The 21,706-nt window shown below is 36.9% G+C and carries 15 protein-coding genes and 2 pseudogenes; 9 read left to right on the top strand and 8 right to left on the bottom strand.

What is annotated here, in order from left to right; translation table 11 throughout:
• Position 1: 1 nt before the first annotated feature.
• Together ACFVSW_RS12710 and norA are read right to left on the bottom strand one after the other, a co-directional pair.
• Entirely contained in the window at positions 2 to 451 is a 450-nt protein-coding gene (locus ACFVSW_RS12710) for a GNAT family N-acetyltransferase (protein WP_387316406.1), read from the bottom strand.
• Positions 452 to 584: 133 nt separating this feature from the next.
• Positions 585 to 1,778 carry a multidrug efflux MFS transporter NorA gene (norA, locus tag ACFVSW_RS12705; RefSeq protein ID WP_387316405.1) on the bottom strand — a complete coding sequence of 398 codons (1,194 nt, stop codon included), beginning with the start codon at positions 1,776 to 1,778 and terminating at the stop codon, positions 585 to 587.
• 99 nt (positions 1,779 to 1,877) lie between these two features.
• Between norA and ACFVSW_RS12700 the strand changes: the two genes are divergently transcribed.
• A complete protein-coding gene (locus tag ACFVSW_RS12700; protein WP_387316403.1) occupies positions 1,878 to 2,702 on the top strand; it encodes a MerR family transcriptional regulator in 825 nt (274 codons plus the stop codon).
• Positions 2,703 to 3,310: 608 nt separating this feature from the next.
• Here the strand turns inward: ACFVSW_RS12700 and ACFVSW_RS12695 are convergent.
• Entirely contained in the window at positions 3,311 to 4,558 is a 1,248-nt protein-coding gene (locus ACFVSW_RS12695) for a TerD family protein (protein WP_387316400.1), read from the bottom strand.
• Positions 4,559 to 5,480: 922 nt separating this feature from the next.
• Between ACFVSW_RS12695 and ACFVSW_RS12690 the strand changes: the two genes are divergently transcribed.
• From ACFVSW_RS12690 to ACFVSW_RS12660, 7 genes and pseudogenes are all read left to right on the top strand, one after another.
• Positions 5,481 to 5,804, top strand: a complete 324-nt coding sequence (locus tag ACFVSW_RS12690; protein ID WP_048678279.1) for an ArsR/SmtB family transcription factor — start codon at positions 5,481 to 5,483, stop codon at positions 5,802 to 5,804.
• 20 nt (positions 5,805 to 5,824) lie between these two features.
• The gene (locus ACFVSW_RS12685) at positions 5,825 to 6,790 is read left to right on the top strand and encodes a TIGR03571 family LLM class oxidoreductase (RefSeq protein WP_387316398.1); all 966 of its coding nucleotides are present in this window, start codon (positions 5,825 to 5,827) and stop codon (positions 6,788 to 6,790) included.
• A gap of 31 nt (positions 6,791 to 6,821) precedes the next feature.
• Positions 6,822 to 7,829: an LLM class flavin-dependent oxidoreductase gene (locus ACFVSW_RS12680; protein WP_387316396.1), complete on the top strand. Its 1,008-nt coding sequence runs from the start codon at positions 6,822 to 6,824 to the stop codon at positions 7,827 to 7,829.
• A gap of 155 nt (positions 7,830 to 7,984) precedes the next feature.
• Positions 7,985 to 9,010 (top strand): LLM class flavin-dependent oxidoreductase, encoded by a 1,026-nt coding sequence (locus ACFVSW_RS12675; RefSeq protein WP_387316394.1) that lies wholly within the window; start codon positions 7,985 to 7,987, stop codon positions 9,008 to 9,010.
• Positions 9,011 to 9,175: 165 nt separating this feature from the next.
• Positions 9,176 to 10,297: an NADH-dependent flavin oxidoreductase gene (locus ACFVSW_RS12670; protein WP_387316392.1), complete on the top strand. Its 1,122-nt coding sequence runs from the start codon at positions 9,176 to 9,178 to the stop codon at positions 10,295 to 10,297.
• A gap of 33 nt (positions 10,298 to 10,330) precedes the next feature.
• Positions 10,331 to 10,648, top strand: coding sequence for an SDR family NAD(P)-dependent oxidoreductase (locus tag ACFVSW_RS12665; RefSeq protein WP_387316389.1), 318 nt, complete (start codon positions 10,331 to 10,333; stop codon positions 10,646 to 10,648).
• Positions 10,645 to 10,794: pseudogene (locus tag ACFVSW_RS12660) on the top strand (SDR family oxidoreductase); the annotation flags it as partial. The gene ACFVSW_RS12665 and the pseudogene ACFVSW_RS12660, both read left to right, overlap by 4 nt.
• 161 nt (positions 10,795 to 10,955) lie before the next feature.
• On the opposite strand, the pseudogene ACFVSW_RS12655 reads toward ACFVSW_RS12660, so the two are convergent.
• The 3 genes and pseudogenes from ACFVSW_RS12655 to ACFVSW_RS12645 form a co-directional block, all read right to left on the bottom strand.
• Positions 10,956 to 11,696 (bottom strand): annotated as a pseudogene (locus ACFVSW_RS12655) (phospholipase D-like domain-containing protein); the annotation flags it as partial.
• 692 nt (positions 11,697 to 12,388) lie between these two features.
• A complete protein-coding gene (locus tag ACFVSW_RS12650; protein WP_387316386.1) occupies positions 12,389 to 15,487 on the bottom strand; it encodes an EAL domain-containing protein in 3,099 nt (1,032 codons plus the stop codon).
• Positions 15,488 to 17,061: 1,574 nt separating this feature from the next.
• On the bottom strand, positions 17,062 to 17,553 hold the full coding sequence (locus ACFVSW_RS12645) for a hypothetical protein (protein ID WP_387316384.1): 492 nt from the start codon (positions 17,551 to 17,553) through the stop codon (positions 17,062 to 17,064).
• Between the two features lie 257 nt (positions 17,554 to 17,810).
• On the opposite strand from ACFVSW_RS12645, the gene ACFVSW_RS12640 reads away from it, so the two are divergent.
• Complete coding sequence (locus tag ACFVSW_RS12640; protein WP_387316381.1) at positions 17,811 to 18,125, top strand: hypothetical protein; 315 nt, start codon at positions 17,811 to 17,813, stop codon at positions 18,123 to 18,125.
• 813 nt (positions 18,126 to 18,938) lie between these two features.
• Here ACFVSW_RS12640 and ACFVSW_RS12635 read toward each other — a convergent pair.
• Together ACFVSW_RS12635 and ACFVSW_RS12630 are read right to left on the bottom strand one after the other, a co-directional pair.
• Entirely contained in the window at positions 18,939 to 20,111 is a 1,173-nt protein-coding gene (locus tag ACFVSW_RS12635; protein WP_387316379.1) for a Ger(x)C family spore germination protein, read from the bottom strand.
• 39 nt (positions 20,112 to 20,150) lie between these two features.
• Positions 20,151 to 21,638 carry a spore germination protein gene (locus tag ACFVSW_RS12630; protein WP_387316376.1) on the bottom strand — a complete coding sequence of 496 codons (1,488 nt, stop codon included), beginning with the start codon at positions 21,636 to 21,638 and terminating at the stop codon, positions 20,151 to 20,153.
• Positions 21,639 to 21,706 lie beyond the last annotated feature (68 nt).

The following is a 21,706-nucleotide window of genomic DNA, read 5'->3' as shown; positions in this document are numbered from 1 at the left end:
ATCAAGAAAAGGAGAATTCTAGAAATTCATCCGTTTCCGTAAACCCAAACTTCTGATACACTGGTCTACCCATTTTTGAAGCCCCAAGCCATATTTTTGAAACACCTGCAAGCTTAACTTCATCAACTAATTTAGTTAACAGCGTTGTTGCAATTCCTTGCCCACGATAATTTCCATTAGTATACATATTTGCGATATAAGCCTTTTTTCCAGTCTTATTGGTGTAACTAGGTGGAAATTCATAAAAAATGACTGCACCACAAGCTATAATTTCTTCATTATCTTCCACTAGCCATTGGATTAAAGTACCATTGCTTAGTTTATTTTTAAAGAAAACACATAGTTCCTTATCAATATCTATATTAGGTTCTATCCCCTCATCAACTAATTGCTTTTTTCTTAACTCGACCAATTTATCAATATCATCGATAGTGGCTTTACGATATTTCAACTTCTCACACCCCCTTTATTAAAATCACAATTGCCCATCCCCATAGGCTTCATTAATTCTCATTATTTTACCATTGATTCTAATTTTACTAAACTCCGTTAATACTATTGTTCACTTCTTTCTCAATATTTGATCAATTAGCTACACTGGCCTTCACTTTTTTGGAAGTATTACTTGCTTGCTTCTGCCAGTACAATGTAAGTATGATTCCCAGAACTAGGATGACAGTCGCAAAATAATAAGGATAGTTAATATCGATATCAAATAAGATTCCCCCAATAATGGGTCCACTTATGTTCGCTAAACTTGTAAACATTGAGTTCATTCCACCTACGAAACCTTGTTCGTTCCCGGCAGCAGTTGAAAGGTAGGAAGTAACCGCTGGTCGGAATAAATCGAATCCAACAAAAACAAGAAATGTAACCAATAAAATGGCGAAATAAGTATGAACAACCGTCATGAAAAAGACAAGTACGGCAGATAACAGTAAGCAATAGCGAATCAGTTTAATTTCACCCCACATTCGTGTTAGCCGATCAAATAAGATGACTTGTGAAACAGCGCCAAAAATCGCACCACCTGTGATCACAATAGCTATATCGGAAGGAGCAAATTGAAATTTATGATCCACAAATAAACTAAAGAACGATTCAAAAGCCGCTAACCCAAATGAGGCAATAAAAATTAAGATAAACGCAAGGAAGTATCTTGAGGCAAAAATGCGTTTGAAGCCGCTCTTCCCATCTGAGACTTGTTCATGATGATCTTCATTACGATTCGGCTCAGATAATAAAAGAAGCGAAAGGATTCCCGCAAGTGTACCAAGTGCTCCTGCAAAGTAGAAGGGTACCCGTGTACCAAATTCGGCTAAGAATCCGCCAATACCTGGTCCAATAATAAATCCTGTACTAATGGCAGCTGACATATACCCAAGTGCTTTCGGCCGAGTATCCAAATTTGTGATATCCGCAATAAAAGCGGTAACCGCCGGCATAATGAATGCAGCACTAATTCCACCTAAAATACGCGAAATAAAAAGGATCTCGATTTCTTTGCCAATCCCAAATAAAAATTCTGAAAGACCGAAAATAAATAAGCCAATGACAATCATAATTTTCCTGCCGAATGTATCTGCTGCTTTCCCTGCAAAGGGTGAAACAATCAATTGAGCAATGGCAAAGGCTGCTGTTAAATACCCAATTGTCGCTCCGGTAAGGCCTAATTCATTCATTAATGTAGGTAAGACCGGAATGACCAGACCAATTCCCAAAAAGGCTATAAATAAATTCATTAAAACTAATCCTAACGAGACTTTATGTGTTTTCATCTTTTACATCCCCTTTAAAAAACCAACTACCTTATAGTGTTTACTATTTCTATCCTAGTGTATATAGTAACTATATACTCAAGCATGGAGCTGTAAAAAATGAAAAAAAAAAATGGAAAATATTTAACGACCGGGGAATTCGCGAAGCTTTGCAAAGTAAACAAACAGACACTCTTTTATTACGATCAGATCGGGCTTTTGTCTCCGGTTGTAAAAAATGAAAAAGGTTACCGTTATTATTCAATTCGCCAGATAGAGCTATTCTTTGTGATTGATTTATTAAAGGAGCTTGGTATGTCGCTAAATGATATTCACCACTATACGCAACATAAATCGCCTGAAAGTTTTTTGTCTTTAATGTATCAAAAAAAAGAAGAGATCGTGAAAAAACGGCAGGAGATTGAAATGAAGGAAAAAATGATTGAGGCAAAAATAGCCTTAATGGAAGAAGCGTCACATCTTGATTTTCATCAAGTTACGCTTGAACAATTACCAGAAGTAACACTTTATTTAAGTAGAAATATTGAAAATTTAACCGATGAAGAATATGTAGAGGCCTTTTCAGATTTTATTAATGAATTGAACGTATCCCAGCTGGATACAGGATATCCAATCGGAATTATCAGAAAACGGGAGCAAGTAGTAAAGGGAGAATTCACTAATTATAGCTATTTATATATCGAGCAGCCACATCCAAAGGAAGGATATCCATATTTTAAAAGCGTTAAGGGTGATTTTCTCATTGGCTATCATATTGGGGAAGAGAAAACCATACATAATACATATAAGCGTCTTTTTTCCGAGTTGGACCGCTTTAATTTAGCCTTAGGGGAATATGTTTTTGAAGAATATATATATGATACCGTTGTCATGAATCATAATGAACAATACGTCACCAAAATTATGATGCAAGTGATCAAATAGAAACATATTCTTTTCATCATTTTTGTATAGATGAGCTTGGTACATAGGACCCAAGCTTTTTTGTTTTGACAGTGGTGCCTGATCCCCAGTGTATTAAAGCTTTAATGCAACAGTGGCATGTAGATATATTAGCCCAAGTACTCTGCCTTCATCAAGCTTCCTAAGAACACTTTTTCTGCTATACTAATCACTCTTCGCCTGCCGTAAGGTCAAGTACAAATCCACCTGGAATCGCCTTGAATGTATGAAGGAATGTTCAAATCTATATAACAGTTATATGACGGCAGTACGGTGAACGTTTTAACTGTACTGTCTATCTGTTTAATACAAAATGAATGCAATGAATTTGATTTTTATATTAAGTCAAGATTATCTTCTTTTAATGTAGTTACTAATGAAATCTTTTTTATACCCATATCCTTTATTTCATCAAAAAAGATATTAAAAGATTCCATTAAGAATGGGCTAACAACATGCAGTTCATCATTTACTGCACTGGGGATCAGGCACTAAATTTCAGATAAAAAAAAAGAAGCTAGACATGACATATAATGATTAAAGGTCCATCTGTCTAGCAATTTTATTTTCAAATATTATATAATTCTAGTCTACTTGTAATCATTTATTGGTCCTTTATCCATTTTAACTTCTACCATATTTGAAGACCCCATCCTAAGTTTAGGTCTACGCTCTGAGTTCGGTGTACTATAAAGCTCCAACGGACTAATAATAACTCCATCTGCCATATTATGAAGGATTCCGGGCACACAGGAATAAATTCGATCATTATTATTTGCATTCTTGGCGAATATGGTAACGGAAGTTCCGTTATGATTATCTATACTCATGGACACTTTGTATCGGTAGAATGAGCCAGTTCCATTTGACTGAGCAGAATACACCACAGGAACAACTGCGAGAATATCATCATTTAACCTTAATTTAATTTCTTCTGTCTTAGTTGAGTGATTATTTCTCCCAACATCCCCCATATGTTCCACTGCTCCATTGCCAAAACTCCTAAGGGGAGGAGTTCCTTTCGCGCCAAACATGGCTACATCTATCTGCTTACCATTCTTTGTATAAACCAAAGCATATATATCATAATCTGTTCCAGACTTCCAAGATACCGTAGCAGTAATTTCTGGTGTTTTATCAATGATAACTGGCTTTTGACCTTTGTCTAGACTTACCTTCCCCTTTACCTTTTCAAGGCTTATCGGCGACAACATATTTTGTCTATTATTATTTTCAGGAATAGTTAGAGGCTTTTCAGTTTCTTTTGGGATTTGTTTTTGAATAGTTTTAGGTTCAGACGGCTTGCTTTGCTCATCAGATTCAACCTCAACACCGTAATTTTTACACAATCCCTCAAGCCCAGAATTAAAACCTCGCCATATTGATTTTACCTTTGTCTGACCATTCCTTAGATATAATTCTACTACGACAATTCCATTTTCATTTGTGAAACTAGATGGGGTTAACTGGATGATATTATAATCAGTACATATCTCGGCCTTTAAATTCTTTATATTTGAAAATCCCGTGCTATTATCCTCTGTAAGAGTTATAGCTATTTTTGTAATACCTTCAGGGACTTTACTCATGTCAAAATTTATTTTATGTACTTTTGTATTACTCACTTTCTCAGATGGTAAAAGGGTTGCTACACCAGAAGAGCTCTGTGGTTGATTATAAAAAATAATCCCGCTATCTCCTTGTACCTTGTCTGAATCAGTTAAAAGGAAAGCTGTTAAGGAAATATCTATCGAATTAGAAATTTCGTAGCTAACAGTAACATTACCTTTTGGAGAACTTAAAACTGTATTGGCTCCCATCTGAAGAAATTGATTCATTTATACCACTCCCTGCTTCTCACTTATTCCCTAACAATTTTTTATGAATTACTACAAAATCTCCTGATAGTCTTTTGGAATAGCTTATATCAGAATATGTTAATGAAACACCTATGAACCGTCGACTTCTATTTTCAGAACCCTCAAAAAAACAATCACGTTAAAAACCTTATTTACTTAAGGTACGGTTCACCGTACCTATACAAACGGTAAACAAAAAAATTATCTATCATAACTAAGTTATTCACTAACTTCTGAAACATTTTTAATAACATTAGGTAAGCTAATAGTTGTTCTACTGTGAATCTTTCTGAGAACCATTTGAAGAGAATATAATAAAGTTTCTCTATAGAATCTTTGCCAGGATACTCTTGCCAATCGTCTCCCTGCTTTATATTATAATGGGCCTCCAATTATGGAACATCCTTTTGTTCTTGATGTGAATTTAAATTCAATAGGAATTTGCCAGGAATACTTTTTTGAATCTGGTGAATTGTATATAAAGGTAGCACCAAAATCATGGATAGCATGTCCTTGACCAAGTATTTCATTTACCCTTCCATTCCCCTTCAACCCTAATCATATGAATTGTTTCTGATCTATCCCTAACTACTTCGTCCCCTATCCTTGCAGCAAACTCAAATCCATTATCCCACTCAAAGGTATCAGCTTTAAAAACATCTTCACACAAAATCTAAAAAACCGTTGGCACCTGTTCTCTAACCTAATTGGTGTAGTTCCTTTAAAGCCGTTTACTAGCCCTTTCTAAAGCATAATATTTGATTTTGGGTATAAAGGGATATAATATAGAAATATCGCAAATTATCAATATCCTTTTGTTCGATAGTTTATACGCATTCCAAGCAAAATAGATTTTAATAAGATCAGAAAGGGGCGGGCAGCGTTGAATCGGGAATCAAATATGATAAATGACGAACAGGCAGTTGAAATCTTCAAGGCTCTGTCAAATCAAATAAGAGTAAATATTCTGCAAATGTTGAAAGAACCTGATAATAATTTTTCCCCGCAGGCCCATGTCATCAAAGAAAAAGGCTTTGATGGCGGGGTTTGTGTTAGTGATATTCGCAGCAAAGTAGGACTATCACAGTCCACTACCTCCCAGTATTTGTCTATCCTATTGCAAAGTGGGCTAGTGGAAATGAAACGAATCGGACAATGGACTTATTATCGGCGCAATGAGGAAACCATTAAACAGTTTGAAAAATATATAGGCTTAAAAATATAACCTTTTAAGGAGGACCAAGAGTGAGTTTTCAAAATCATCGTGCCTATAACAGCATGTACCAGAAAGACAAAATGACACTCGGATTTATCCTCCCGACTGCCAGGATGTCTAAAAATCCGATTATGGAGAATCAGCTGGAGCTTGCACGTAAAATTGAGGAATATGGCTTTGCTTCATTATGGCTCCGTGATATTACGATGCAGAATTTGAATATTGATGATAACGGCCAAAAGTACGATTTATGGATTTATTTGACGTATCTTGCTGCCTATACGAAGCACATTGCGTTAGTGACAGGAAGTGTAGTTCTCCCTTTGCGCCACCCCGTCAGGGTAGCCAAGGAAGCTACATCAATCGATCGATTGTTTCCAGGTCGATTGATTATGGGAGTGGCATCAGGGGACAGGGAAAAAGACTTTACAGCTTTAGGGATATCTAAGCAAGAAAGCGGTCCGTTATTTAAAGAAAATTTCGAAATTCTCAACCGGCTGTTAAAAGAGGATCAGCCGACAATCCACAGCCACGCCGGGCTGATCGATGGTACAGATATGAGGTTAATCCCAAAGCCTGTATCTTCGATTCCGACCATGGTGACTGGATTTAGCAATCAGTCTATCAATTGGATAGCCAGGAATGGGGATGGGTGGCTCCAATACCCAAGAAGCATTATTCAACAGGCGCAGCTTATCCAGGATTATCGTGCTTTAGCTGAAGTTCATGCTCCAGGAGATTTTAAATCCTTCTCTCAAAGCTTGTTCATCGATTTATCGGAAAATCCCGATGAAATCCCTGTCCCCATACCCTTAGGCTATTCCGTGGGAAGAAACCGTTTAGTTGATCTACTTCATCAATTTCAAGCGATTGGTGTCAACCATTTGGCGTTTGTTCTGTATTTTTCCAAGCGCCCTCCAGAGGAAGTAATCCAGGAACTTGGAGAATTTGTTTTACCCTACTTTCCAACCCATAAAGGTACAGGCCAGCTTTAAAAAATTAAATTGTATAAAAGGAGGAAGAATTATGACAAAGAAAATAGAACTTTCAGTACTAGATCCCTCCCCAATTGTCGAGGGAGGATCAGCCGAACTTTCCCTTCAAAACACGCTTGATCTAGCAAAGAAAACAGAGCAGTGGGGATATAAACGGTTTTGGCTTGCTGAACATCATAATTGGGCAGGAATGGCGAGTTCAGCATCCCCGATCGTAATTGGACGAGTAGCCTCTGTCACGGAAAAAATGCGTATTGGATCAGGCGCAATGCTGCTTTCCCATTATTCTTCTCTTTCCGTGGCTGAGCAATTTGGAACATTAGAAACCTTCTTCCCTGGCCGGATCGACCTTGGATTGGGGCGGGCACCTGGCACCGACCAATATACAGCAAATGTATTGCGGCAGCGGGTTGCTGGTGAACCTGAATTTGATGCCCGGCTTGAGGAGCTTATCGCATATCTTTATGGTACAGGAACAGCCACTAAGAATGGTTCATTTAGCTTTCACGCCATTCCCGGCGAAAAAACAAATGTTCCAATTTGGCTGTTAGGTTCAGGGTTTTATAGTGCACAATTGGCTGGAATACTTGGGTTACCATTCTCTTTCGCGGGACATTTTGCTCCAGGTAACATGATGGGGGCCATAAGTCTGTACCGGAATTATTTTCGTCCGTCTCAATTTTTGGAGGAGCCTTATGTACTGTTAGCCGTTCAAGTGGTGGCTGCTGATGAGAAACAGGAGGCACAAAGGCTTGCCACTTCGATGTATCAAAAATTTCTTTTGTTAACCCGCGGACAGCCTTCGCCCATTTTGCCTCCTGTTGATAATATGGACGAGCTTTGGAACGATAATGAACGCAGGGCGGTTGAAGAACAGCTTTTCACTTCCATCATCGGGGACCCTGCAGGTGTGAAGCAGCAGCTCCATGAGTTAATAGAAAAGACTGACGCTGATGAAATTATGGCTCATACAGAGATTTTTGATCATAAGGCACGGCTGCGATCTTATGAAATTTTGGCTCAGGCTGCAGTAAATTAAACAGTGTCTAGTCTAATAAAGGATGTATTTTCTGCAGATATTAAATCAGTTAAATTAATGTGATTTAGATTGAAACAGAAAAGAAGACAAAGAAAACAACCTGTAAATTCTTTTATAGGTTTGAAACGAAATTTTTAAAGAAAGAAGATGAGCATATGCCTGAAAATGATACAAAACAAATTACGGATATTCCATTCTCGGTCCTGGATCTCTCTCCAATTGCAGATGGAAGTACGCCGGCTGATTCTTTTCGCAATACTTTGGAGCTGGCCCGGCTCGCTGAAAAGCTGGGGTATAACCGATATTGGCTCGCTGAGCATCATAATATGCCATTTATCGCCAGCTCTGCAACATCGGTAGTCATTTCCCATGTTGCAGCAGGTACATCAAAAATCCGGGTAGGTTCAGGCGGCATTATGCTGCCGAATCATGCACCTCTTGTTATTGCTGAGCAATTTGGTACTCTGGAATCATTATATCCAGGACGTATTGATCTTGGCTTGGGCCGTGCACCAGGCACTGATCAGCTTACCGCACGTGCATTAAGACGTGACTTGAGAAGTTCAGGAGAAGATTTCCCTGAGCAGCTGGCTGAGCTCCGTAATTACTTTGACCCTTCCCTGGCACAAGGATATAGTCATGTTAAAGCAATTCCGGGTGAGGGATTAAACATACCTATTTGGCTGTTAGGTTCAAGCGGATACAGTGCCCAGCTAGCAGGAGAGCTTGGACTGCCGTTTGCATTTGCGAGCCATTTCTCGCCGCATAACACACTGCCGGCTATCCAGCTGTATCGCCGTTCGTTTAAGCCTTCTAAAGTACTGGACAAGCCGCATGCAATGGTAGGGCTAAACATCATTGCGGCCGACACAGATCAAGAAGCTGAGCGACTCGCTACAACATTGCAGCAGCAGTTCTTGAATTTGATGCGCGGGAAGGAAGTCCCATTGCAGCCGCCAGTGGATAATATTAATGATATAGCGAGCGACTATGAAATAGCTGCCCTTGAGAACCAATTAGGAACTTCGATTGTCGGCAGTCCTCAAACCGTAAAAGAAAAGCTGGAAAAGTTTCTGGCTGAAAGTCAAGCCGATGAAATCATGGCAATCGCCCAGGTTTACGATCATAAGGCCCGCCTCCATTCCTATGAAATATTGGCAGAAATTACTCAGCTAAAATAGGTCAAAACTGGCCGATCCTTATGGCAAGCTTTTAATGTATCTCTATAAATTTTTTTGTATAGAATAAAAAAAGTGCCTGTCAAAGAAATTTTTGTAGTCTATGTTATCCATTTGCTAAATAGCAAAACCCTTTAACAAACTTGAGTAAACAAAAGGAGAAAAAAAATGAAGCAAAAATATGAAGCTGCTTTTAAACCATTTACCTTCCGTTCTGGAGTTGAAATAAAGAACCGTATTACAATGGCACCCATGACCAATACGGCGGCACATGAAAATGGTGAAGTATCAGACGAAGAAGTTGCGTATTATCAAGAACGTGCCGGTGGTGTAGGAGCGGTAATCACCGCATGCACATACGTCACCAGGAATGGAAAAGGATTCCCGGGTGAATTTGGTGCAGATTCCGATTCCCTAATCCCTAGTTTAAGACGCGTGGCGACAGCTATACAGGAAAAAGGTTCAAAGGCGATTTTACAAATTTTTCACGGTGGCAGAATGTGCCCGCCTGAAGAATTGCTCGATCGTCAACCAATTGCTCCGAGTGCGGTATCAGCGGAACGGGGCGATGCCGTGGTACCTCGGGAAATGACAGCAGACGAAATCGATGAAATTATTAAAGCATTTGGTGAAGCAACCAGAAGAGCAATCGAAGCTGGGTATGATGGAGTTGAAATCCATGGTGCCAATACGTATTTGATTCAGCAATTCTTTTCTCCACACTCAAATCGCAGAACTGACAAGTGTGGTGGAACACTGGAAAAACGTATGTCCTTCCCGCTTGCTGTAGTTGACGCTGTTAAAAAAGCAGTTTCAGACCATGCAACAAAACCTTTTATCATCGGCTATCGGTTATCGCCTGAAGAAAGAGAGAATCCTGGCATCACCATGGAAGACACTTTGCAATTAGTGGACAAGTTAGCGGACCAGGACCTGGATTATCTCCATATTTCTGTCGGCGGCTTTTGGAACGGATCAATCCGTGATGATAACGATCAGACATCCCGAGTTGTTATGATCCACGAACGTGTCGGCGATCGTGTTCCTGTGATGGGTGTTGGGATGCTGCGGACACCCGATGAAGTGATGAAAGCATTTGAAACAGGTGTACCTTTAATCGCTTTAGGGAGGGAATTGATAATGGAACCTCAGTGGGTACAAAAAGTACACGCCGGTGAAGAAGACAAAATCCGTACAACATTATCTAAAAAAGATCAAAAAGAACTGGCTATTTCTGATAAAATGTGGGAGTACTATACTGGCATCCCTGGCTGGCTTCCTATTGTATAAGGAGTTCACTTATCTCATTCCATCTCTGCTTCCTTGAATTGTTCTACAAAAAATGGGAATCGTGATGATAATTGTCCTTGCTCAGCAAGTATAAGAATATACCTTATACTAAACAAGACGGAACATTTTAAAGGGAAACTTGCAGGAATAGCCAGTGGATTTGATGATTTTGAAACATTGGATATAGAGGCCTGGCAGCATATATTTGATGTAAATGTATTTGGGACTGTCCGCGTAACCAAAGCAGTTATCCCTTTTATGAAAAAAGCCGGATTTGGACGCATCATTAATATTTCATCGGAATCAGGGCTTCAAACTGAACCTATGAAGAAGCTACTCAACAATTTTTAAAGGAAAACCGTCCTCATGTCGAAGTAAAACGGCCTGGAACAGTTGATGAAGCAGCGTCTGCTGTTGTTTATCTTGCTTCTGAACAGGCTTCCTTTATTAATGGTGTAAACCTTCGGGTAGATGGGGGTTCGGTTGCGAGTATATAAATTAGGCTAATTCTTAAGAAAAAAACTTAAAGAACAAAAGGCGCAAGCGCCCTGGTTAGCTGAATAGTCCTAGGGATAATTAGTAAAAATGCTTGGAGTTTGCCGTTACTTATGATGCGGTTCATCGTACCATAACCTAATTTCAATAACTCGTGTCCTACACTAGAACCAATATAAGCCGTACTAAAACCAGTCTCCCTTTTAAACAGATAGGCTTTGGCATGAAGCCGGGTTCGATCCACATCATAGGAGATTTTTATCTCCGTATTCGGCAGCTTACTAAGCTCCTGAATCGCTTTATAATCGGTTGCCTCCATATAAGAAGTGGTGATCACCCTAAGCTTGTTGTGCGGATTATCTGTAAAAGTCCTCAGGTCCTCGATTATACATCGTAGCCCACTCCACTTAATAAAGGAAACAAGCATATCAATCGAATCAGCGGTTACAATTTCCTTCTTCAATTCTCCCAGCATATTCGGTTCATAATTAGAGCCGGTAAAAAGGGAACTTTGAGAAAGTGGAGTGACAGGCCGGATTACCTCTCCCTTTTGAATACTGCGAATCGAATTAATTCGGGAGTAAATTGACGTGAGAACCTCGCCTTCCTCCTCAATTCGTAATTGGCGAAACTCTTGTTCATCTAGCCTTTCACTAAGTGTCGAAATAATTTCATTACATGTGCGGATTTGATTGATTAATGCCTGTTGATCATCACTTTCATTATCACGAACAAACTTTAGGGCTTTTCTAGTGACTAAGGATATGTAGGAAGATAAAAGTTTTCTTGCTTCTTCAACGTCAATGCGTTCTTTGCCGATGTCATATGTATTGATGTCTAATCTTGTAAGTTCATCTTTTAGTCTTTGGGTGATGATTTCTTCGTAGATTCCTTGTTTGAGCATTTTGGTACTCCTTGGATAGTCCGTTTTTTTATATTATGATCTTATAATTTCTGCTTTAATGATTAGAAACCCTTCATATTTAATTAATTTCCCCATAATAAAACTGTAGAAAAATTTTTTCTACAGTTTTTATCTCATTTTAGGTTTACGCACTCCACATGCTTGAGTAGTGATCGCAGACAAATTGATGTAGAGGTGTTTACCTATTTATTTAATAATTAATCAAAAATTGCTCCCGTTTATTAAATACAATTTTTCTATTGAATAGTATCGTTGTACTGTGCAGCAATGACTTGGTATTTTTATTTATGATCTTAAACATAAGCACCCGTTAGCCATCCATGCAGCACAAAATCAGCGCTGCACCACAGAGAATGAAAATGGGTAGGAAGTGTCAATACTGATACTGACCTTAATCCAGTCAACCCTAATACATAGGCTTATTAATTAACGCTCTCCTCTTTTTTTTAACGATTGAGTAGGGTCTTCTTAAGTATTGTCATTTTTCTATTTTTAACGAACCTATTTTCATGGTAGTTTAAGTACAATCCTTCACAATCTAATTTATTTATTTCATAACAAATGAATAAGCCATTGGGTGTTTTTCCGTTTGCTTTTAATCGCGTTGTATTACCTTCCTGCATATTCTTTTCCTAACTAGCTATATATGGTTTAATTCATTAGGTTTCTTCCTATTGACAAGTTTTTATTGGTAACCTAACTTCAACCGTAGTACCTTCATTTTCTTTACTTTTTACTTTTATTGACCCATTATGTTCCCGAACAACTCTAAAACATATCATTAAACCTAAACCAGTACCTTTTTCTTTATTACTATAGAACGGCTCACCTAATTTCTGAACTCGCTCCTCACTTACCCCAATTCCATTATCGATTATTTTTATTAGGACATTTTTTCCTTCTATACTGCCTTGGATTTCTACAAACCCATTTTTAGGAATTGCTTCAATGCTATTTTTAATTATATTATGGAAAACTTGTTTTATTTGGTTTGTATCACACATAATCTGAGGAAGATTTTGTTTATACTCTTGGAAAATTTCTACGTTTTTCAAATTTGCTTCTGGTTTTAATAATGTCTCAACTTCTTTAAGTATAGTTTTAATATTAACCTTTTTTAATTGAATTCCTTTTGGTTTGGCAAGATTAATAAATTCTTCGAGAATTTCCTCAACTTGTTTAAATTCTCTGGAAATTACTCCGAAAAATTCTTTCTTCAAGATTCCTTCCTCTAAAAGTTGAATGAATCCCTTTATTGAAGTTATAGGGTTTCTAATTTCATGTGCAACACCCGCAGCAAGTTGACCCACAACTGATAATTTCTCTGATTTTGAGAGCTGTTCTTCCATTTCCCTTTTTTCAGTAATGTCTCTCCCCACTAATATAAAATGTTCTGGATCGCCATTTTCTCCAAGGACTGGGGTACCTAGTCCTTCAAATAATAACGATTTCCCATCAACGTTCACAAAACGAGCTTCCATCCTTAATGGATTCATAGTATTTAGTACTTTTTCAAATCCCATCATTACGCTTTGCTTGTCATCAGGATGTATTAAATCAAACGATCTTTTACCTATATATGATTTTAATGGGTTACCCATTACTTTTCCAAGGGAAGGTGATGCATACTGTATCGTTCCATTTATATCCAATAACATTATTATGTCCGTCATGTTTTCAGAAATAAGTCGGTATTTAGCTTCGCTTTCTTGTAAAGCTTTCTCCGCTTTTTTGCGTTTCGTAATATCTATACATGAACCTATGACTTGTACTACTTCTCCCGCTTTTTTAATAGGACGTAAAGTTGCAAGATAATTAATTCCATTTAGCTCTTCCTCATAAGTAACAAATTCCTCTCCTTCCCATGCCATCTTATAGTAGGCAGTTTTATCGAGGGCAGTTCTATAAGGTAGAAAATCATCTAATCCTTTTCCTATCACTTGAGAAGGAATCATTCCAAGACGGTATAATAATTCCCCGTCACATTGTGTATGAATAAATCGTTCATTAATTTTCTTATACTTAAATATCATCCCTTGCTGCAAACGAATCGTATCGTGTAACTCTCTTTGGGCTGATTCCAATAATTCTTTCAATAACAATTGTTGGTTTATATCTTTAGGGATTCCATGTTCTTCAACTATTTTTTCGATTTCAAACCGTTTTTCTTGTAATTGGGATGCTGTTAAGGGCTTACTTAAAAAATATCCTTGTCCTTCATCACATAAATGTTGTTGTAGAAAAACCAGTTGTTCCTTTGTTTCTATTCCTTCTGCCACTACAATCAAATTCAAATTATGAGCCATTGAGATAATGGTTTTAACTATGGTTTCATCATTTGGGTTGTTTCGAAGTTCTTTAACAAAAGACTGGTCGATTTTTAAGGTATCAACAGGAAAATTTTTTAAGTAGCTTAATGAACTGAAACCTATACCAAAATCATCGATACTAACACGGACTCCAATCTTTTTAAGCTGTTGTAACATTAAAATTGTACGGTCAATATCAACTGTCATACTTTCAGTAATCCCAATTTCTAAAAAGTGTGGTTCTAATCCTGTTTTTTGAAGAATGGATTCAATAGTATCAATTATATTAGTCTGATTAAATTGAATAGCTGATAAATTGACGGAAACAACTGTTGAAAAACCTTGTTGCTGCCAAGTTTTATTTTGTTTACAGGCAGCAATCAAAGCCCATTCTCCAATAGGTAAAATTAATCCTGTCTCTTCAGCAATAGGTATAAATGTTTCTGGCGATACCATTCCCCATTCTGGATGGTCCCAACGAAGTAATGCCTCAACACCCACAATTTTCCCCGTATTTAAATTGATTTTAGGTTGATAGTGAAGTAGAAACTGCTTATTTTCTATCGCCTTGTGGAGCTCTATCTCTAATTTTAAAGCGTCTACTCTTCCTTCATTCTCATCAAAGGCGTAGAACTTATATTTATTTCTACCCTCTTTTTTTGCCTTATACATTGAATTTTCTGAATGTTTTATTAATAATTCTTCACTTTGTCCATCCTTAGGAAACTGGCTAACTCCAACACAGATTGAAATTTTTATGTCAAACCCATTTATACAAAATGGACTTGAAAATGATTCAATTATTCGTTCAATCACAGATGAAATTTCATTATCATCAAGGTTTTCCAGCGTTAGAAGAAATTCATCTCCAGAGTATCGAGCTATGAAACCAAATTGATTTATTTTTTTGTCAATTTGTCTTGAAATTTGTTTTAATACCAAATCACCTACTCCATGACCATATGTATCATTAACATTTTTAAAATTATTAATATCTATAAATAAAACAGCAAATGAACCACCAATAGATTGTGATTGTAACTTGCGTTTTAAGTATTTATTAAAGTAAAAACGGTTCGGTATTTCTGTTATAACATCGTAATTAGCTAGAAAATTAATGTTTTGAGACTCTTTCTTTTGTTCTGTAATATCTCTAAAAAGTACAGACAAGCCTTCCTTAGAAGGAAATGCCCTTATTTCATACCATCTATTATTAAAAAACTCTTCAAATTCTACAGGTACTTGTTCCGACAATGCCCTTTTATATCGTGATACAAATTTATTCAAGTCATTGTGTGGTAATACATCATAAATATATTGGCCAATCGCATTTTCTCGTTTAATTTGTAAAAGTTTTTCTGTAACATTATTTATATATTCAAATTTTAATTCATTATTTAACGAATAAAACGCATCGGATACTCGCTCCAAAATATCCTTAGTATTGGTTATAGCACTCAATGGTTATCTCCTTTCGTTAGGACCTAAAAAAGGAACTAAATTATTCACTAATATATTATACAGTTATTTTCCATTGCAACGACAAATTTAATATAATCCATCGATATTCTTAAAACACCTTGAGCTTTCATCCATTATTAATCCCTTTTTGAATAGAGTACCTAGCATCATGGTATTTTTCGCTCTACATACAGATAGGTAAGGGTTTGAGATTAACGCTCCCTTTTCCCCCTGTTCACAACGTACGTGCGACTTTCACCGCATACGGCGTTCCAACTAATCCAATTCGATTTAATCATCAACACTTCTGAAGGCTTAACACCTTTCGTGTCTCAATTCTTCCGTTTCAATAAGTCGGTGCCTCCCGTGGGAGGTAAACCTCTTTTTTTCTTACGAGAACCTTATTAACCGATAAAGATTTGCCTTGCATGATTAAATGATTCTTCATTAGTCTAGTGGCTATCCCTCCGTGTTGATTAGACACTTCATTGGTACTGTTCCACCACTTTCACTGATATAAAGATAAGTTATACAGAAGCTACTGTCACCGCCGCTTTCCTTATCAACGCTTCTTGGGGAGTAAGCCCTCCACGGTATCAGCTTACAATGTTGAATTATATCTATTATAAAATGAACTTAGGTGCTTCCTGTAAGCCTGTTAGCATTCATACGCCTATAACGTATCATGGATTTTCATATTAGTTAGTCTTACTCACCCACATCTAACCTCACAATTTGGTGATATACACATTTCTATGTATCGCAGGTATAGACCCGTACATTCAGAAGTTCGTCAGCATAACCTTTTCTTTTAGGTTTTTTCGCATTCTCACCATATTCATTTAACTCAAGCATCATGATTTACACCACCCCATCGGGTAGGCTTTCGTCAGCTTAACCTGTTACGGTAAATTCTTACGCTTTTTCACCGAGCTTATAACACTATCATTCTTACTAAATCCAGTGCTATTCGACTAAGAGAGAACCCTTCAGGGCGTTACCCCATCATTTGATTCTTCGATATAATCCTTCAGTTCCGACAGGAACTGTCTAACCTTTACCTGAGTAATGTGGCCATTCTCAATTTAAGCTAGAAACATTTCGCACAACTAAACTGCCCCGTTAGCCATCCATGCAGCTCAAAATCAGCGCTGCACCACAGAGAATGAAAATGGGTAGGAAGTGTCAATACTGATACTGACCTTAATCCAGTCAACCCTAATACATAGGCTTATTAATTAACGCTCTCCTCTTTTTTTTAACGATTGAGTAGGGTCTTCTTAAGTATTGTCATTTTTCTATATTTAACGAACCTATTTTCATGGTAGTTCAACAAGAAAAAGGAGCTGCCGATTATCACAGCTCCATCTTAAACTCAAGCACCCGATAGTTTAAGTGTAATCCTTCACAATCTCTTCTACACCTTAATATAACTCTAATCCCTAATAAGTTTTGTTTCAGAATCCGGTACAATGCAAAAAGGCGCCTTCTTATTCAAGAAAAGCGCCCGGTTGTGGAAGATCATCGTTTAAAACTCATTCAAGATAAGAAGATACATCTTATTTTTAACTTCTTCACTCTTCAAATATTTTTTTATCACATTTGTTCGTAAAACCTTCAGGCCATTTTGTTTTTTTGATCGCTGCGAATTCTTCATCTTTTTTAAGGATTTCAATGTATTCTTCAAATAATGGTTCTAAATCAAAATTTTCTTTTCCACCGTCAAATATATACGCAATATACGCATAATCAGAATGATCCTTATTAACAGTAAGACGTGTCTTTAAAAATGGATAAATCTTACCTTCACATTCCAATTCATCGATAGGAAATTCATTTCTTGGAAGGTTCAAATCAATCAGTACAACTTTTACATCTTGAACAACCTGTTTGTGTTTGTTAAATGACTCTCTTATCTCATTTCTTATCGTCGTGTGAACGATTAAACCTTTATTAAGTTTATTAATATTTTTTTTAACATCATTGAAAATCAAATTTTTATCTTTTATTATTTCCTTTTCCGTTGATATGTACACTCTGACATGATCCACCCTGTTTTGATCCATGAAATCACAACCTTTTATTATTTTAAGTATTTATCACTACAGATAATATTTGACACACACAAAACAAAAACCTTCTATATATCAGAAGGTTCTAAAATTTTTTCGCTTTTCCCTTTTTTATTTCTTTTATTATTCTATCTTCAACTTCCACTATCCTGCCCTTTAGTAACTAAAATGTAAACAGATTGTTACGCGAATAGCATTGATGGGGCAGACCTCAATATATACAATTAAAACTCGTTAAGGAGTGATGGAAGATGATAACCGTAACAGTAGATAATTTAAAATTCAAGAAACAATTAACGGTGATTGAACAAAACAGACTGAAAGATATTCTGTATACCTGGGTAGGTAGCTCAACCAAAGGATTGGATGATTTTTTTCACCTTGAGTACACAGAAGATGTCTTTGCCAAAATGGAAAAAACAATGAATGACACCGATTTGTTGATTTCTGATGATTATTATTTCAGATACATAACAGTGACAGAAGATAATCAAATTGTGATAGGTGTTTTAGATATGAATTCAGAATTAAAACATAGTATCATATTACTTGATGAGATTAAGTAATTCTTCCTTTTCTATAAGCACATACAAAAAGAGACAGCGAGGTACACTGTCTCTTTTTTCTTTGTTTACTATATGTCTTTTGAGCCGTTATTTCACTAACCTGCCACGTTAGTGGAATAAGAAAAAGGGCTGCCACAGCAACCCCCGCTGTTCAACTAAAGCACCTCTATAGCTTAAGTACAATTATTCACAAACTTTATTTGTAGGATTGAAAATCCACGGAGTTTGCTTGATACATTTTGTCACGATATTCATATGTAATAATAATTTCACCAATAGAATGTGCTGGAGAAACTTGAACAGCTAACCTAGCGATAAGGTGATTGTTTCTACTTCATATTTAATAATGCCTTCAAAGAAAATATTTTTTAAATTACCATATATTACTAAACATACTCATTAGAAAAAAGTCAATTATATTTTTAGGAGGTGTTTAACAATGGAAATGAAGAGGGGCTCCTTCCGGAACCCTTCCTTATACCGGAATCATTCATATTTTTAATACTATCTAGTGCTTCCATCAATGACTTGGCTGATTGGATAGATTGAAATTCTAGTGATTGATATTTTATTTAAGCATCCTCCCTAGCGGGAAATAGAGGGAACTAATCATTTGAGTTGGACCCGGAATATCTGGAAAGTAAAGAAGTAAGATAGCAACTAGCAAGTTTATTGCTGTTAAGGTCACAAGTATTCTTTTTTCTTTTTTTTGATTAGGATATAACTTCCGCCATTCAAGTAAGAGGATCAGAAAAACTAATATGGATATTCCTATAAGCTCAAATATCTTCATTTATTTGCTCCTTTTTCATTTCACTCCAAAGTAGTGGTCGACAACCCAGGCTCGAGTACATGTACCTTAACTTTCGTTTCTACATAGATATCTGGAAGAACAACTTCCCAGTGATCTTTTACTTTTTCCCATTCTTTTGGGTATTTACGATGAAAAGCAGTAGCAAATCCAAAGGGATCCACCTTTATTCCATCCTTTACCTGCTTAAGGGCTTTCTCTATGGAATTAGAAACGTCTTTTTCTATATAATTTTCTACTCTTTTTGTATTTTTCTTACTCATAATATTTATTTTGCTTCCATTTTGAACAATCATCCCTTCCTTTGATATATATATAGTGACACTCCACTTTCCTTTTTCAATTTTTGGAATCAGATTTGTCTTTGTTCTTTTCAGATATAGTGAAATGGTTTGCCCTTTTTTGGGATACCCTGTTATTTCAGGTAATTCATTTTGATTTCTTACCCATAATAATCCTTTTGATTCAACTTCATTAATTCTCCCAATCATTTTATCTCTCATAAAAATAGCTGTGCCACCAATGATGGGAGAGACATTCATTTTCCTATCATCATTATTTTGATGCTTGATTTTAATAAGCGGTAATAGTGCACCTCCTCCTTCACTTGTAACCATCAGTTCAAAATCTTTCAATGTAATATTTGCACCAACATGCATTTCCGACATCTTTCGAAGCACATCTCCTACATATTTTTCTAATGAAGGTGATAGCTGTAAAATGTCAGATGCCTTTCCATCACTGACATATAAACGAGAATCCTCGCGAGGCTCTGGGTGACGGTCTATGAAGTCAATTTGTCTTCCGAGGTTCCCTTTTTCAGAGAGGGATTGGCCAAAGATATATGTTTTACAATGTCCCCAAAAAAGTCTGCGTGAATATTCCCGTTGAAGATTGGATGCAGCATCAGCCATGTTTGTTCCAACAGCTGATTTGATCTCTACTTGGGCCTTACCAGAACTACTTTGTTGCCCACCACTTTGTGATTGAGGAAGGAAGACTTGAACAGTTAATTTAATTTTATTATTTTTTTCTTTATCGATGGCTGCTCCTACTATGATGGCTAATTGATTTAGTTCCTTATTATCCCAGCAACCAGTTAGCAAAAGACACTGTGAAAGAACAAGAAAGAAGGCAAGAATAGCTTTCATTATTCGAAACAAAGTATCATTCATTCTTTCAAGTCCCTTCCTTTAAATTTCAGTAAGTTTCATCTATTTTTTTGGTTTTGGTTGCTGATTGGGAGCCTGTCTGTACTTATTAATTCTTCCAGTTAAATGTGGTCGTGTATTTAACATCCACCAAGGAGAACGTATAAAAGCATCCTTCATTTCTCGTCCTATTGTTGGAGCTATTGGTGAAAGATATGGAACACCGAAAGAGCGTAATTTACATAAATGGATGACTATCGCAATAAAACCAAACACTAATCCATGTAGCCCCATCGTTCCAGCAAGCATCATGATGGGAAAGCGAATCAATCTTAAAGCAATTCCTTCTGAGTAGCGAGGAACCATAAAAGAAGCAATGCCTGTAATCGCCACAACAATTACCATGAGAGGAGAAACAAGTCCTGCTTGAACAGCAGCTTGCCCGATAACTAATGCCCCTACAATGCTTACTGCAGCTCCGATTTGTTTAGGTAGACGGAGCCCTGCTTCACGAAGCGCTTCGAAAACAATCTCCATTATTAATGCCTCTATCAAGGCAGTAAATGGGACACTTTCCCGTAACGATGCCATACTTAATAGCAAGGTTGTAGGTACCATCTCCTGATGGAAGCTGGAAACTGCGATATAAAGCGAAGGCAAGAATACAGAAATTAACATAAAGAAAAGACGCATTATTCTTATAACAGAACTAATCAAATAACGTTGGTAATAGTCATCAGGTGCCTGAAAAAAAGAAAAAAAGCTTACAGGAGCAATTAGAACGAAAGGAGTACCATCTACTAATATGACGACACGTCCTTCCAATAGGTTAGCTGAGGCGACATCTGGTCGTTCCGTATCAAGTAACTGCGGAAACGGTGAAAAAACATTATCCTCTATCAATTCCTCGATATATCCACTTTCCAAGACACTGTCGATTTCGACTTTCTGTAGTCTGTTTTGAACCTCATCTATTAATGACTGATTAGCAATTCCCTCTATATAAGCAATGATTATACTTGTATCAGAATAACTCCCGATATTCATTTTAATCATTTTTAGGTTAGGGCTTCTGATTTTTCGCCGAAGCATGGAAATATTGACTCCCAAAGTTTCCACAAATCCTTCTCTTGGTCCCCGGATTACGCTTTCGGATTCAGGTTCTTGAATGGACCTCTTATCCCATTTGGCTAGTCCTAAAGCCGCTCCTTGTTCCTCATGTTCCATTAAAAGGATAGGGTTTCCATTAGAAATGTTCTTTATACAATCATCATATGTCTTGACAACTCGTATATTTGATAATTGTATATTTTCACATGTCTCTTGAAGATTAATCGATTTATCAATTGTTTTAGACATTAAAGGAGCAAGGACGCTAGAATCGATTTGTTCTGTATCAGATAAGCCATCAATATATACAAGGAGTGCTTTTGTTTTTCCGGCAATTAAAAAAGGATGATAGATTACATCGATGCAACCCTTATAAATGGATTTTAGAATTTGAAGATTTTTATCCAACTCTGATGACAGAGGAAGATTTCGGTTACTCATTCCTTCAATAGGATGTTGTTTTTGAGGACGTTTTTTAAAAATTCGGAACAAGTTGAACAAGTCCTTTC

Origin of the sequence: Neobacillus sp. NPDC058068, assembly GCF_042885335.1 — a bacterium.
GTDB lineage: Bacteria > Bacillota > Bacilli > Bacillales > Cytobacillaceae > Neobacillus.
This window is presented reverse-complemented; position numbering and strand designations above follow the sequence as displayed.

What these genes read in the sequence shown, in the direction of transcription:
- ACFVSW_RS12675 (WP_387316394.1), top strand. Translation starts at nt 7,985, where the DNA reads ATGCCTGAAAATGATACAAAACAAATTACGGATATTCCATTCTCGGTC.
- ACFVSW_RS12645 (WP_387316384.1), bottom strand. Translation starts at nt 17,553, where the DNA reads ATGGATCAAAACAGGGTGGATCATGTCAGAGTGTACATATCAACGGAA.
- ACFVSW_RS12640 (WP_387316381.1), top strand. Translation starts at nt 17,811, where the DNA reads ATGATAACCGTAACAGTAGATAATTTAAAATTCAAGAAACAATTAACG.
- ACFVSW_RS12635 (WP_387316379.1), bottom strand. Translation starts at nt 20,111, where the DNA reads ATGAATGATACTTTGTTTCGAATAATGAAAGCTATTCTTGCCTTCTTT.
- ACFVSW_RS12700 (WP_387316403.1), top strand. Translation starts at nt 1,878, where the DNA reads ATGAAAAAAAAAAATGGAAAATATTTAACGACCGGGGAATTCGCGAAG.
- norA (WP_387316405.1), bottom strand. Translation starts at nt 1,778, where the DNA reads ATGAAAACACATAAAGTCTCGTTAGGATTAGTTTTAATGAATTTATTT.
- ACFVSW_RS12680 (WP_387316396.1), top strand. Translation starts at nt 6,822, where the DNA reads ATGACAAAGAAAATAGAACTTTCAGTACTAGATCCCTCCCCAATTGTC.
- ACFVSW_RS12690 (WP_048678279.1), top strand. Translation starts at nt 5,481, where the DNA reads ATGATAAATGACGAACAGGCAGTTGAAATCTTCAAGGCTCTGTCAAAT.
- ACFVSW_RS12695 (WP_387316400.1), bottom strand. Translation starts at nt 4,558, where the DNA reads ATGAATCAATTTCTTCAGATGGGAGCCAATACAGTTTTAAGTTCTCCA.
- ACFVSW_RS12670 (WP_387316392.1), top strand. Translation starts at nt 9,176, where the DNA reads ATGAAGCAAAAATATGAAGCTGCTTTTAAACCATTTACCTTCCGTTCT.
- ACFVSW_RS12630 (WP_387316376.1), bottom strand. Translation starts at nt 21,638, where the DNA reads ATGAGTAACCGAAATCTTCCTCTGTCATCAGAGTTGGATAAAAATCTT.